A 13,156-nucleotide genomic window follows, 5' to 3' on the forward strand; every position below is an offset into this window, starting at 1 on the left:
CTCCTTAAGCGCTCGCGCGTCGCGCCGCTGCCTGAGTGATCCGGTCGAACATGACTCCGAGCAGTACGATGGCGAGTCCTGCCGCCAGCCCCTTGCCGTACAGCTCGCCCTGCGAGAATCCGGCCACGACGTCGTAGCCGAGGGCGCCCGCGCCTACCAGGCCGCCCACAACAACCATCGACAGCACGTAGATCAGGCCCTGGTTGGTCGCGAGCGTCAGGGCACTGCGTGACATCGGCAGTTGGACCTTGGTGATGATCTGCCAGGTGTTGCACCCGGCGGAGGTGGCCGCTTCCACGGTGGTCTCGGGCACGGCCCGGATCCCGTCGGCGATGATTTTCATGGCGACCGGTGCGCCGTACACGATCGCGGCGACGATGGCCGTGAAGCGGGTGGCGCCGAACAGCGCGAGGAACGGCACGAGATAGACGAACGGCGGCATGACCTGGGCCGCGTCCAGGGTCGGCCGGATCAGCCGGTCCACCATCGCGCTGCGGCCCATCCAGACGCCGAACACTATGCCGAGGATCATCACCAGCACGGTGGCGACGATCGTCGAGGCCAGCGTCGTCATGGCGTCGGACCACACGCCGGTGCCGACGAGGAGGCCCACGCACACGGCGGTGGTGATGCCGGTCTTCCAGCCGCCGAGGACCACCGCGAGGGCGACCAGCACCGCGCCGACCAGCCACCACGGGGAGTCGGTGAGCAGGGTCTGGAACGGGTTGAGCAGGCCGTTGGTGATGACGTCGCGGATGGCGTTGGTCAGCCCGGACAGGTTGTCCTGCGCCCAGTTGGTCGCCGTGTCGACGGCGCTGGCGATGTGGCTGCCGACGGTGCCGTCGCCGGGGAAGTCGGCCGCCCACAGGTAGGTGTGCGAGAGGTAGACCAGGACCGCGGTGACCGCGGCGCCGGCGCCCAGCAGGGGGCGGCGCCACTTCGCGAAGTCGTACTTGGAGTTGCGCGCGTTCTCCTCGCGCGCGGCGGCCGCGGTGGTGACGCGGTCCAGGACGATGGCCATGACGACGATGGCGAGGCCCGCGTTGAAGGCCGTGCCGACGTCGAGGGACTGCAACGCCTGGATGACGTTGGCGCCGAGGCCGGGTGCGTTGATCAGGGCGGCGACGGTGACCATGGCGAGGGCCGCCATGATGGTCTGGTTGACGCCCATCACCACGGTGCGCTTGGACATCGGCAGCAGGACCTTCAGCAGCGACTGGCGGCGGGTGGCGCCCAGCGAGTCGGCCGCCTCGACCGTCGTCTTCGACACGTTGCGGATGGCATGCGCGGTGATGCGGATCGTCGGTGGGGCCGCGTAGATCACGGTGGCGATGGAGGCGGAGGCGCCGCCGATGAGGAAGAACAGGGTGAGCGGCGCCAGGTAGACGAAGGTCGGCATCGTCTGCATGAAGTCCAGGAACGGCGTCACGATCCGGTTGAACCGGTCCGAGAGACCGGCCCACACGCCGAGCGGGACCGCGAACAGCAGTGCCACGAACACTGCGGAGAGGGTGAGCGCCAGGGTGTCCATGGACTCCTGCCACAGCCCCTGGAGCCCGAAGAAGGTGAAGCCGGCGACGGCCAGCAGGGCGACCCGCCAGTTGCCCACGGCCCAGGAGACGTAACCGACGAGGCCCACGACGCCGAGCCAGCCGATCTGCGGGACCGGGCGGTCGCCGGTCGGCTGGGAGATCAGGTGCTGGATGAAGGTCACCAGGTTGTCGATGACCAGCCGGATCTCGTTGAAGAAGTACAGGAAGAGCGGGTTGGAGTTCCGGTTGGCGCCGATGGAGTCGTTGAGGTCGTTGATCCACCGGTGCAGGTCGGTGAGGTCGGCGGCCGCCAGGGACAGGGTCTGCTTGCCCCGCAGTACGGCGAAGAGCACCAGCCAGACGACCACGATCGCGCCGATCACCACGGGCCGGCCGACCTTGCGCACACGCCTGACCGGAGTGACCGGCTCCACGGCCCCCGTCTGTTCGGGTTTCTCCAGGACGGTCGCCATCACGCGCCGCCTTCCTGACCGGCGACCACGGCGAGGATCTCCTCGTCGCCGACGATGCCGAGCAGCTTGCCGTTCTCGACGACCTTGACCGGCTTGTCCGCGGCCAGGACGACCCGGGTGGCCTCCTTCACCACCACGTCAGGGCCCAGCTCGGGACCGTCCAGGTCGTCGCCGTCCTCCGGTGCGCGCATGATCCAGCGCAGGGTGAGGACGTCGCCGCGCGGCACGTCCTTCACGAACTCGCGGACGTAGTCGTCGGCGGGGGCGCCCACGAGCTCGTCGCCGGTGCCGCACTGGACCATCTTGCCGTCGCGCATGATGAGGATGCGGTCACCCAGCTTGAGCGCCTCGGAGAGGTCGTGGGTGATGAACACCATGGTCTTGCCGACCTCGTGGTGCAGCCGGATGACCTCGTTCTGCATGTCGCGGCGGATCAGCGGGTCGAGCGCGGAGAACGGCTCGTCGAAGAAGAGGACGTCGGGGTCGCCCGCCAACGCCCTTGCCAGGCCCACGCGTTGCTGCATACCGCCGGAGAGCTGGTCGGGGTAGGAGTTCTCGTATCCGGCCAGGCCCACCAACTCGACGACTTCCAGGGCCCGTTTGGTGCGCTCGGCCTTGCTCATGCCGCGGATCTCCAGCCCGAAGCCGACGTTCTCGACGACGCGGCGGTGGGGCAGCAGCCCGAAGTGCTGGAAGACCATGGAGAACTTGCTGCGGCGCAGCTCGCGCAGGTGCTTGTCGTCGCACTGGCGGATGTCCTGGCCCTCGAAGACGACCTCGCCGGAGGTCGGTTCGATGAGCCGGGTCAGACATCGCACCAGGGTGGACTTGCCGGACCCGGACAGTCCCATGACGACGAACACCTCGCCGGGCGCGACGTCGAAGTCGACGTCGCGTACGGCGGCGGTGCATCCGGTACGGTCCATGAGCTCCCGGCGGGAGAGACCGCACAGTTCCTCTGAACCCGGTACCCGGTCGGCCTTCGGCCCGAACACCTTCCACAGATTGCGCACGGATATGACCGGAGTGCCGTCCGAGTCCTGGGGCGTGCCGCGCCGCTGCGGCACCTCGGTCTGTGTGGGGGTCACGATCGACCTCTTTTCGGCGTTCAGCCGCGGAACCAGCGTTGCGGCCGGGGTTGGATGTTCTGCCAGACGTGTTTGGGCTCTCGGTACTCGTTCAGGCCGGACGGTCCCAGCTCCCGGCCCACGCCCGAGTGCCCGAAGCCACCCCATTCGGCTTGCGGTACGTAGGGGTGGTAGTCGTTGATCCACACCGTGCCGTGACGCAGCCGCCGGGCGACCCGCTGGGCCTTCCCGGCGTCCTGTGTCCAGACGGCGCCGGCGAGTCCGTACTCGGTGTCGTTGGCGATGCGTACGGCGTCGTCCTCGTCGGTGAAGCGCTCGACGGTCAGCACGGGCCCGAAGGACTCCTCGTGCACCACGCGCATGTCCTGCGTGCACGCGTCGAGAACGGTCGGCGGGTAGTAGTGGCCGTTCGCCAACGCGGGGTCGTCGGGCCGCGCGCCGCCGCAGCGCAGTACGGCGCCTTCCGCGAGACCCGCGGCGACGTACGCCTCGACCTTCGCGAGGTGCTGCGCGGAGATCAGCGCGCCGGTCTCGGCCTCGGGGTCGAAGGGGCCACCGAGGCGGATCTGGCGCGCACGCCTGACCACCTCGTCGACGAAGCGGTCGTGCAGGGAGTCCTCGACGATCAGCCGGGCGCCGGCCGAGCAGACCTGCCCGGAGTGCAGGAACACGGCCGTGAGCGCGAAGTCCACGGCGGTCTCGAAGTCGGCGTCGGCGAAGACCACGTTGGGGTTCTTGCCGCCGAGCTCCAGCGCGACCTTCTTCACGGAGGCCGCGGCGGTGGCCATGATGCGCTTGCCGGTCTCCAGGCCGCCGGTGAAGGAGACCATGTCGACGCGCGGGTCCTCGGAGAGCGGGGCGCCCACCTCGGGACCGGTGCCCAGGACCAGATTGGCGGCGCCGGCCGGGAGTCCGGCCTCCTCCAGTGCCCGCATCAGCAGAACGGAGGTGGAGGGCGTGAGCTCGCTGGGCTTGAGGACGATCGTGTTGCCCGCGGCGAGGGCCGGGGCCACCTTCCAACTGGCCTGTAGCAGCGGGTAGTTCCAGGGCGTGATCAGCCCGCAGACCCCGACCGGCTCATACACGACCCGGCTCACCGCGTCGTCGCGGCCGGTGTCGATCACCCGGCCCGCGTCGGTGCCGGCGATCCCGCCGTAGTAACGGAAGCAGGAGACGACGTCGGCGATGTCGTACTCGCTCTCCACCAGCCGCTTGCCGGTGTCCAGCGACTCGGCGCGGGCGAACTCCTTCGCGTCGCGCTCGATCAGGTCGGCGGTGCGCAGCAGCAGGGCGCCGCGCTCACGCTCGGGGGTGTGCGGCCAGGGGCCCTCGTCGAAGGCGCGGCGGGCCGCGGCGATCGCCGCCTCGATGTCGGGACGTGTCCCTTCCGCCACGGTCGCACTGAGCGAACCGTCGGCAGGACATCGGATTTCCCGGTGGCCTCCGGCCACCGGTTCCCGCCATTCACCGTCAACGTACAGGTCTGCCACGAGCCAAGCCCTTCAGCTGAAATGCGTTGCGCATCGTGCATCCAATTGCTTGTGGTGGAACACCTTGGCGAATGACCGGACAATCGTCAAGGGGTTGGCGGATGACGATTTCGCCATGTGAGCAGTTGCGCGGCCACCCTTGACCGAGGGCGCGCACCGAGCCGACCGTGTTGCGTATCGCTAACCAAGTTGTGCAATACGCACCGACGGAGGCCGCATCCTGGTTAGCCGGCGGTTCGATGATCGACTCCAGGGTCATTTCTTCATGAGGGTCCACTTCGACGTTTCCGATCCAAACGCGAATCTGGAAAATCTGCGTTACCGGGCCACGCGATCAACATCCACCACTCCTTCCTCCCCAGCTTCAAGGGCGCGAAGCCCTACGACCAGGCATACGGAGGACAAGGCCCCTTCAGGGCCGAAGCGGGAGTCTGGGGGCGCGGCCCCCGGCGATGCTCAGCCGGCCTGCTTCTGGGCGTCACGATGCCGGTAGTACGCCGCCTTGGACGGCGCGAGCGGCTCCTTGCCGAGGATCAGGTCGGCGGCCTTCTCGGCGACCATCATCACAGGGGCGTAGATGTTGCCGTTGGTGACGTACGGCATCACCGAGGCGTCCACGACCCGCAGCCCCTCCACCCCGTGCACCCGCATGCTGGTCGGATCGACCACGGACATCTCGTCGGTGCCCATCTTGCACGTGCAGGACGGATGCAGCGCGGTCTCGCCGTCCTTGGCGACCCAGTCGAGAATCTCCTCGTCGCTCTCGACGGACGGGCCGGGCGAGACCTCCCCGTTGTTGTAGGGGGCGAGCGCGGGCTGGTTGAGGAGCTTGCGGGCGACCCGGATCGCCTCTACCCACTCGCGGCGGTCCTGCTCGGTGGAGAGGTAGTTGAAGCGCAGCGCCGGGTACTCGCGCGGGTCCTTGCTCTTGATCTTCACCGAGCCGATGGCGTCGGAGTACATGGGCCCGACGTGGACCTGGTATCCGTGGCCGCCGGCGGGTACGGAGCCGTCGTAACGGACCGCGATGGGCAGGAAGTGGAACATCAGGTTGGGGTAGTCCACGTCCTCGTTGCTGCGCGCGAAGCCGCCGGCCTCGAAGTGGTTGGTGGCGGCCGGGCCTTTACGGAAGAGCCACTGGAGGCCGATGAAGGGGGCGCGCCACTTCGCCAGGTACGGCTGCATGGAGACGGGCTGCTTGCAGGCGTACTGGATGTACACCTCCAGGTGGTCCTGCATGTTCTCGCCGACGCCCGGCAGGTCGTGTACGACGTCGATGCCGAGCGCGCGCAGCTCCTCCGCGTTGCCGACACCGGAGAGCTGGAGCAGCTGCGGGGAGTTGATCGCGCCGCCGCACAGGATGACTTCCTTGGCGCGGACCTGCTGGAGGGCGCCCTTCCCGCGCTGGTACTCGACGCCGACGGCCTTCTTGCCCTCGAAGAGGACACGGGTGACCAGGGCCCGGGTCTTCACGGTCAGGTTGGGGCGCTTCCTGGCGGGCTTGAGGTACGCCTTCGAGGCCGACAAGCGCCGGCCTCGGTGGACGTTGCGGTCGAACTTGGCGAAGCCCTCCTGCCGGTAGCCGTTGACGTCGTCCGTCGGGGCGTAACCGGCCTCCTCGGTGGCCTTGAGGAAGGCACCGAAGAGGGGGTTGGTCGCGGGGCCGCGTTCGAGCACCAGGGGCCCGTCATGGCCGCGGAACTCGTCGTCGGGGTCGGCGGCCAGACAGTTCTCCATGCGCCGGAAGTACGGGAGACAGTGCGCGTAGTCCCAGCTCTCCATCCCGGCGTCGGCGGCCCAGCGCTCGTAGTCCATGGGGTTGCCGCGCTGGAAGATCATGCCGTTGATGCTGCTGGAGCCGCCCAGCACCTTGCCGCGGGCGTGGTAGACGCGCCGGCCGCCCATGTGGGGCTCGGGCTCGGACTCGTACTTCCAGTCGTAGAAGCGGCTGCCGATGGGATACGTCAGCGCCGCGGGCATGTGGATGAAGACGTCCCACGGGTAGTCGGACCGGCCCGCCTCCAGGACCAGCACGCTGTTCGCCGGATCCGCGGAGAGCCTGTTCGCCAGTGCGCTGCCGGCCGAACCGCCGCCGACGATGACGAAGTCGTATTGCAGGGGAGCCATGGTGCCTCGTCTCGCTCGCGCCGTAGATACGCGTCGCATGCTAATACCAGTAGCGCTATACGCACTAGGTTGCGACCAACGCAACTTACGAGGTCCGCGTTTCGCCGAGGTTTCACAGCGAGGACACGTCGGTCCGCCGTCGGTCCGGCTTGAAGGGGAGCTCCGTCACCGTCGCCCTGATCTCGCGCTGCGCGGTCCCCGGCCTGCCCCACAGCACGGCGAGCTCCGTCCCGGACGCCGCATGGGCGGGCTCGATCACACACAGGGAGATGGTCGACCGCAGGTTCACGCTGACGGTCCGGCCGGTGGACACGCCCACCCGCCGCCCTCCGGCGAGGACCTGGTCGAAGGCGGGGCCGCGGCCGCGCGGGAGTTCCATCGGGTCGGGCAGGTCACCCTCGCCCAGTGGTGCAGTGAGGATACCGGCGACGTCCGCGGCGTTCCAGCGCAGACCCACGAGGGTTCGCTGCGGCTCCTCCTTCGCGGCGTCGGCGGCCAGCGCGTCCCGGCCCAGGAAGTCACGGTCGGGAACACCCTTGCGGAAGCCCCAGCCCAGCTCGCCCGGCTTGCGGAAGTAGTCGGTGATGCCGTTCTCCGGCACGAAGCTGCCGCCGGGCGTTCCCCGCCGGAACTGCCTCGGCGCGCCCGGCGTGAGGATGGAGGCCGGGAGGTAGTCGAGGCCGTTCGTCGCGATGCCCGCCTCGATGTGCTGCACCGGCTGGGAGCGCAGGCCCAGCTGCCGGATCCCGAAGCGCTCGCCGCCGGCGACGGTGGCCGACCAGACCTCGTTGGCGTGTCCGGCGGGGCCGTGCAGTTCATAGCCGAGCTCGCCCGAGATGCCCGTACGCAGGACCCGCACCGGCACTCCGTCGATCGACGACATCCGGCTCCGGCTGAAGGCGATGTCGCGCAGGCTCTCCCCCGTCAGCTGCTCCAGCGTCTCCAGGGCCGCCGGACCCTGGATGCCGAAGATGAACCGCTCGGGGCTGACGTCCTCGACCTCGGCGTCCCAACTCCCCTGGCTCAGCTGCCAGATCAGCCAGTCGCCGCTGCCGGCCGTGTAGAGGAACTCCTCCTCGTCCAGGCGGCACACGATCCCCTCGGACGCGACCCAGCCGCTCGCGTCGAGCTGGACATGGTGCTTGATTCCGCCGAGCTCGAAGCGGGAGAGGTCCCGCATGCCCAGCCAGGCCAGGAAGTCCAGCGCCTCCCGCCCCCGGACGACGACCTTGTGCAGGGACGACCAGTCGCCGACGTAGCAGGACGTGACGTGCGCGGTGCACTCCTCGGTCCAGCTCGTGTACTCGAGCGGCAGCAGGGTCTGGGCGAAGGCGCCGTAGCCGCCCAGACCGTTACTCCGGTCCTGGGCCGCCACGGCCGGGCTGAAGTACGGCGGCCGCTCGGCGACGAAGGGGGCGTCCTTCAACCGAAGGACCGCTTCGTACGTGCTGCGCTGCGCGTCGGCGATGTCCACGGGGATCCTCCAGCAACATGTACGCCTCTTCGTTCGTCCGGTAACGAAGAAGCAACTAGATCGGTTAAGTGGGACCGTAACAGACCCTGCCGACAGCAGCACCGGGGTCGTTGTAGATCATTTCCACCGGAGTCGGTGGTGCGCGGCTCGGCTACCGCGGCCTGCGGTTACGCCGACGCGCGGGCCACGATGTGCCCGGGGACCGGCGCCAGTCCCCCGCTGTCGATGCCCAGGGCGTTGCGGGCGGCGATCCGGCCGAGGATCTCGGCGTCGATGTGGACGGTGGTGAGCGCGGGCGTGGTCAGGGAGCCGTACTCGGTCTCGTCGAAGCCGATCACGGCCACGTCCTCGGGCACGCGCCGCCCGAGGTCGCGCAGCGCGGTCAGGGTGCGCAGGGCGATGTCGTCGTCGAAGGCGGCCAGGGCGGTCACCTGCGGGTGCGCGGCGAGGAACGCCTCGACGGCGGCCGCTCCGGCTCCCCGGGGCCGGGGTACGACGAAGCGTTCGAGGGGCGGGAGCTCCAGCCGCCGGGCGGCTTCCCGGGCGAAGCGGAGGCGCGCCCCGGTCAGCGGGAACTCGTGGTCGGGCAGGGCCATGGCGATCCGGGTGTGTCCCCGTTCCGCGAGGTACCGGATCTGAAGCGCCGCGTTGGCGGCGAACCCGTTCTCCCAGTCCTCCTCCGGCTCCTGTCCCTGCATGTAGACCTCGCCGAGCCGCAGCACGGCGCGCGGCGCGATGGCGTCGAGGATCTTCTGCGTGGACTCGGGCGCCCCCTGCCCGTGCCGGACGAGGAGGACGTGGTCGTGTTCGGCCAGCTCCTCGTCCAGGCCCTGGACGTAGCTGCGGGAGAAGTTGCCCTCCATGCCGTGGTCGACGTGGAGTACGACGATCCGCGAGGACCCCTCGCGCAGCGCGCGGGCGATGCCGTGGACGACGTAGCCCAGGTCGTGGGCGGCGTCCAGGACCCGCTGCCGGGTCGCCGCGGAGATCGTCTGCCGAGGGTCGTCGTTGAGCACGAAGCTCACCGTCGCCCGGGACACGCCGGACGCCTTGGCCACGTCGGTCAACGTCACCCGGCCTGAACGGCCCATCCCGGCACACTCCTGTAGATCGATTAAGCCTGAAAGGCCAGCCTACGTGGTGTCCGGATGTCCCGCCGACGCGATGGCCAGCAGCAGGCGCGCCTTCAGCCGTGTCTCCTGCCATTCCCGCTCCGGCTCCGAGCCCCAGGTGATGCCGGCTCCCGTGCCGAACTTCAGGAGTCCTTGGGCGCGGTCGATCCAGAACGTGCGGATGCCCACGGCCAGTTCGCCCCGCCCGCGGTCGGCGTCGACCCAGCCGATGCCCCCACAGTAGGGGCCCCGGGGTGAGGTCTCCAGTTCCTCGATGATCCGCAGGGCGCTCTCCTTGGGTGCCCCGGTGACGGAGCCGGGCGGGAAGGTCGCCGCCAGCAGCTCCGGCCAGCCCGCGCCGTCACGCAGGAGCCCGTCGACCGTGGACACGAGGTGGACGAGGCCGGGGTGCTTCTCCACGATGCACAGGTCGGGCACGGTCACGGAACCGGTGGCGCACACCCGGCCGAGGTCGTTGCGGACCAGGTCGACGATCATCACGTTCTCCGCGTGGTCCTTCTCCAGCAGGTCGGCCTCGGTGCGGCCGGTGCCCTTGATGGGGCCCGAGGTCACGTACCTGCCGTCGCGGCGGAGGAAGAGCTCCGGCGAGGCGGTGGCCAACTCCACGCCGTGGCGCGGGAGACGGATGAATCCCGCGTACGGCGCCGGGTTGTGCCGTACCAGCAGCGTGGCCAGCGCCGCCACGTCGGCGCCCGGGGCGACGGGAGCGGACAGGACCCGGCACAGGTTCGCCTGGTAGACCTCGCCGGCCGCGATGTGCTCACGGATGCGGGTCACTCCCTGTTTGTATGCGCGGCGGTCGAGCGAGGTGGACCAGGAGTCGGTGGGTGGCCCGTGCCACGGGGCGGCCGGGATGTCGTGGCCCTCGGCCGGTCGTACGTCGCGGAAGCGGGCGCAGGTCGGCCGGCCCTCGAAGTCGGCGGCCACGGCCCAGAAGCCCTCGGAGTCCAGCGCCGAGGGGTCCCTGGTGACGTCCACGAGTCCGGTGGCGAGCCGCCCGCCGAGCAGGGCCATGGGCGGTGGTTCGTCCATCGCGCGCCTCCTGTCGTTGTCCGGTTCGCAGGCGTCTATGCCGCCACGGCCTCACGTTCGGCGCCCCACTGTGCGGCGAGCACCGTGTTGACCAGCAGCATCGCGATGGTCATCGGGCCGACACCGCCGGGGACCGGGGTGATCCGGTCGGCGATGCCGTCGAGTTCGGCGGAGCGGACGTCGCCGGTCAGACCGGAGGGCGTGCGGTGGATGCCGACGTCGATGACGACGGCGCCCGGGCGGACGTGCTCCGGGCCGACCAGCCCGCGGACGCCGGTGGCGACCACGACGATGTCGGCGGGGCGGGTGACCGCCGCGAGGTCGGTGGTGTGTTCGTGGGCGACGGACACGGTCGCCCCGCGCCGCAGCAGGAGTTGGGCCAGCGGCCGGCCGACCAGTTCGCCCCAGCCGACCACCGCGACCTGGGCTCCCTTGAGCGCGATGCCCTCGGCGTCGAGGAGCTCGATGACACCGCTGGGAGTGCACGGCCGCAGCCCGCGCTCCCCGCGGGCGAGGCGGCCGGCGCTCGCGGTGGTGAGGCCGTCGACGTCCTTGGTGACGGGGATGCGGTTGATGAGCGCGACTCCGTCGAGGTGCGCGGGCAGCGGGAGTTGGAGCAGGATGCCGGAGACCTGTGGGTCGGCGGCGAGCCCGTCGATCACCGCGGCCACGTCGTCATGGGTGGCGTGGCCGGGCAGATGACGATGGAAGTCGCGCATGCCGGCTTCCTTGATGGCACGCCGTTTGGCGGCGACGTACACGGCGCTGGCCGGGTCGTCGCCGACGAGGATGGTGGCCAGGCCGGGGGTTCGCCCCGGCTCGTCGGCCGCGATCGTGGCGACCGCTTCGGCGACCTGGGTGCGGATCCGCCGGGCGATCCCGGCGCCGTCGATGGTGGTGGTCATGGTGGCGAACCGCTTTCTGGGGCGGGCCCGGTCAGGCGAAGACGATGGTGTGGTTGCCCTCGCGGATGACCCGGTCCTCGGCGTGCCACAGCACGGCGCGGGAGAGCACGGCGCGTTCCACGTCGGCCCCGCGGCGGGTGAGGTCGGTCGCGGTGTGGGCGTGGGTGACCCGGACGACGTCCTGCTCGATGATCGGGCCCTCGTCCAGGTCCTGGGTGACGTAGTGGGCGGTGGCCCCCACCAGCTTCACGCCCCGCTCCTTCGCCTTGGCGTAGGGCCCGGCGCCGATGAAGGCGGGCAGGAAGGAGTGGTGGATGTTGATGATCGGCACGCCGACGTTCTCGATGAAGTCGCCGGAGAGGATCTGCATGTAGCGGGCCAGGACGACGAAGTCGACGTTGCCCTTGAGCAGCCGCAGGTGCTCCGCCTCGGCGGCGGACTTGTCGGCGCCCTGGCAGGGCACGTGGAAGAAGGGGATGCCGAAGCCGCGCACCTCCTCGGCCACGTCGGGGTGGTTGGAGATCACCATGGCGACGGTGACGGGGAGTTGGCCCTGCCGGTGGCGCCAGAGCAGGTCGAGCAGGCAGTGGTCCGACTTGGAGGCGAAGATCGCGACCCGCTTGGGCACGGACATGTCCCGCAGGGTGTAGCTGAGCCCGTACTCCCCCACCAGCCGCTCGTCGAGGTCGGCCCGCACGGCGGGCAGCACGGCCCGCAGATGGTCGAGGCCGAACACGGTGCGCTGGAAGAAGGCGCCGCCCTGCGGGTTGTCGGAGTACTGGTCGAGGGAGACGATGTTGGCGCCGTGGCTGCTCAGGACCGACGTCACCGCCGCGACGATGCCGGTGGCGTCCGCGCCCTGCACGATCAGCGAGGCCTGCTCGGCGGGCGGCTTCCCGGTGGTGGTGCGGGCCGGGGCGGTTTGCGTGAGGGTCATGCCAGGCTGTCCTTCCGGAAGCGGGCGGCCCAGTCGGAGGTGGCCTTGAGCCCGCCGAACGTATAGAAGTGGATCTTCAACTCGCCGTGCCGGGACGGGTCGTGGGCCGCGGCGAGGTCGCGCAGGAAGCGGTCCGGGCCCGCGGTGCCCATGAGGTTGGTCAGGGAGAGCCCGTACTTGCGGACGACCGAGGCGCTGGTGCCGACGCCGAACCGGGCGGCGTACGACATGAGCCGGCGCACTCCGGCGGGCCCGGGCACGCCGATCCTGATGGGGACCGCGATGCCGCGGCGGCGGACCTCTTCCACCCAGGTGAGCACCGGGTCGACGTCGAAGCCGAACTGGGTGATGACGCCGCCTTCCAGGGGTTGGGCGGCGAGGGCGGCGTGCTTGCCCTGGAGCGCGGACCACAGGGTCGGGCCGTCGATCGCGGGGTGCCCTTCCGGGTATCCGGTGATGCCGACGTGCCGTACGCCGTACTCCTGGAGCAGTCCCGTGTCGATCAGGGACAGGGAGTCGGCGTAGGGGCCCTCGGGCGAGTCCGGGTCGCCGCCGACGAGGAAGACGTTGTCGGAGGTGCCGTCGGCCTGGAGGCCGGCCAGGAAGCGCTCGAAGTCGTCGCGCGATCCGAGGCGGCGGGCGGATATGTGCGGTACCGGCACGAAGCCGAGGCGTTTGACCGCGCGGGCGGCGGCAAGCCGCATCTCCAGGTCCTCGTTTCCGAGGAAGGTGACGTTGATCCGGGTGCCCCGGGGAATGGAGTCGCGGGCCTCCTCCAGTTTGGGGACGTCCTTCCCCGTCATCTCCAGGGAGAAGTCCTCGAGGAGTGCGGTGCCGACCGCTGTCGGTGCCGTGCCGGTGGGGTTCATCGTCTTTCGTCTCGCTTTCTCGCCTGCTGGGGCCGGGTCCACGGGCCCGACCGGGGGCACCACCGCCGGACCCGTCGACCTGACGTCAGGTCGGCA

General features: G+C 70.0%; 10 protein-coding genes and 2 pseudogenes. 2 read left to right on the forward strand and 10 right to left on the reverse strand.

All coding sequences use genetic code 11. The features are described from left to right. Positions 1 to 4: 4 nt before the first annotated feature. The 3 genes from ACQEWB_RS04100 to ACQEWB_RS04110 are packed head-to-tail and all read right to left on the reverse strand — an operon-like array spanning position 5 to position 4,583. Positions 5 to 2,005 carry an ABC transporter permease gene (locus ACQEWB_RS04100; protein WP_432827110.1) on the reverse strand — a complete coding sequence of 667 codons (2,001 nt, stop codon included), beginning with the start codon at positions 2,003 to 2,005 and terminating at the stop codon, positions 5 to 7. Beyond that, the gene (locus ACQEWB_RS04105) at positions 2,005 to 3,093 is read right to left on the reverse strand and encodes a quaternary amine ABC transporter ATP-binding protein (protein WP_432827112.1); all 1,089 of its coding nucleotides are present in this window, start codon (positions 3,091 to 3,093) and stop codon (positions 2,005 to 2,007) included. Before ACQEWB_RS04105 ends, ACQEWB_RS04100 begins: the two co-directional genes overlap by 1 nt. Before the next feature lie 20 nt (positions 3,094 to 3,113). Next, a complete protein-coding gene (locus ACQEWB_RS04110) occupies positions 3,114 to 4,583 on the reverse strand; it encodes an aldehyde dehydrogenase family protein (RefSeq protein WP_432827114.1) in 1,470 nt (489 codons plus the stop codon). A 196-nt stretch (positions 4,584 to 4,779) separates the two neighbouring features. Between ACQEWB_RS04110 and purU (ACQEWB_RS04115) the strand changes: the two are divergent. Further along, positions 4,780 to 4,908 (forward strand): annotated as a pseudogene (gene purU, locus ACQEWB_RS04115) (formyltetrahydrofolate deformylase); the annotation flags it as partial. Continuing rightward, positions 4,902 to 4,979, forward strand: a pseudogene (locus ACQEWB_RS04120) (formyltransferase family protein); the annotation flags it as partial. The pseudogenes purU (ACQEWB_RS04115) and ACQEWB_RS04120, both read left to right, overlap by 7 nt. A gap of 60 nt (positions 4,980 to 5,039) precedes the next feature. On the opposite strand, the gene betA reads toward ACQEWB_RS04120, so the two are convergent. From betA to ACQEWB_RS04155, 7 genes are all read right to left on the reverse strand, one after another. Then, positions 5,040 to 6,710, reverse strand: coding sequence for a choline dehydrogenase (betA, locus tag ACQEWB_RS04125; RefSeq protein ID WP_432827116.1), 1,671 nt, complete (start codon positions 6,708 to 6,710; stop codon positions 5,040 to 5,042). A gap of 112 nt (positions 6,711 to 6,822) precedes the next feature. Further along, the gene (locus tag ACQEWB_RS04130) at positions 6,823 to 8,184 is read right to left on the reverse strand and encodes an aminomethyl transferase family protein (protein WP_432827118.1); all 1,362 of its coding nucleotides are present in this window, start codon (positions 8,182 to 8,184) and stop codon (positions 6,823 to 6,825) included. A 167-nt stretch (positions 8,185 to 8,351) separates the two neighbouring features. Next, positions 8,352 to 9,275 (reverse strand): LacI family DNA-binding transcriptional regulator, encoded by a 924-nt coding sequence (locus ACQEWB_RS04135; protein ID WP_432827120.1) that lies wholly within the window; start codon positions 9,273 to 9,275, stop codon positions 8,352 to 8,354. 42 nt (positions 9,276 to 9,317) lie between these two features. Then, positions 9,318 to 10,349: a chorismate-binding protein gene (locus ACQEWB_RS04140; protein WP_432827122.1), complete on the reverse strand. Its 1,032-nt coding sequence runs from the start codon at positions 10,347 to 10,349 to the stop codon at positions 9,318 to 9,320. A 35-nt stretch (positions 10,350 to 10,384) separates the two neighbouring features. Further along, entirely contained in the window at positions 10,385 to 11,254 is an 870-nt protein-coding gene (locus tag ACQEWB_RS04145; RefSeq protein ID WP_432827123.1) for a bifunctional 5,10-methylenetetrahydrofolate dehydrogenase/5,10-methenyltetrahydrofolate cyclohydrolase, read from the reverse strand. 31 nt (positions 11,255 to 11,285) lie between these two features. After that, a complete protein-coding gene (gene purU, locus ACQEWB_RS04150) occupies positions 11,286 to 12,191 on the reverse strand; it encodes a formyltetrahydrofolate deformylase (protein ID WP_432827125.1) in 906 nt (301 codons plus the stop codon). Further along, the gene (locus tag ACQEWB_RS04155; RefSeq protein WP_432827127.1) at positions 12,188 to 13,060 is read right to left on the reverse strand and encodes a methylenetetrahydrofolate reductase; all 873 of its coding nucleotides are present in this window, start codon (positions 13,058 to 13,060) and stop codon (positions 12,188 to 12,190) included. Before ACQEWB_RS04155 ends, purU (ACQEWB_RS04150) begins: the two co-directional genes overlap by 4 nt. Positions 13,061 to 13,156: the final 96 nt, after the last annotated feature.

The sequence above is a fragment of the Streptomyces sp. CA-249302 genome (genome assembly GCF_050936785.1).
GTDB lineage: Bacteria > Actinomycetota > Actinomycetes > Streptomycetales > Streptomycetaceae > Streptomyces.

Coding starts and splice junctions, on each gene's coding strand:
- ACQEWB_RS04135 (WP_432827120.1), bottom strand. CDS start 9,275: ATGGGCCGTTCAGGCCGGGTGACGTTGACCGACGTGGCCAAGGCGTCC.
- ACQEWB_RS04155 (WP_432827127.1), bottom strand. CDS start 13,060: ATGAACCCCACCGGCACGGCACCGACAGCGGTCGGCACCGCACTCCTC.
- ACQEWB_RS04100 (WP_432827110.1), bottom strand. CDS start 2,005: ATGGCGACCGTCCTGGAGAAACCCGAACAGACGGGGGCCGTGGAGCCG.
- purU (WP_432827125.1), bottom strand. CDS start 12,191: ATGACCCTCACGCAAACCGCCCCGGCCCGCACCACCACCGGGAAGCCG.
- betA (WP_432827116.1), bottom strand. CDS start 6,710: ATGGCTCCCCTGCAATACGACTTCGTCATCGTCGGCGGCGGTTCGGCC.
- ACQEWB_RS04145 (WP_432827123.1), bottom strand. CDS start 11,254: ATGACCACCACCATCGACGGCGCCGGGATCGCCCGGCGGATCCGCACC.
- ACQEWB_RS04140 (WP_432827122.1), bottom strand. CDS start 10,349: ATGGACGAACCACCGCCCATGGCCCTGCTCGGCGGGCGGCTCGCCACC.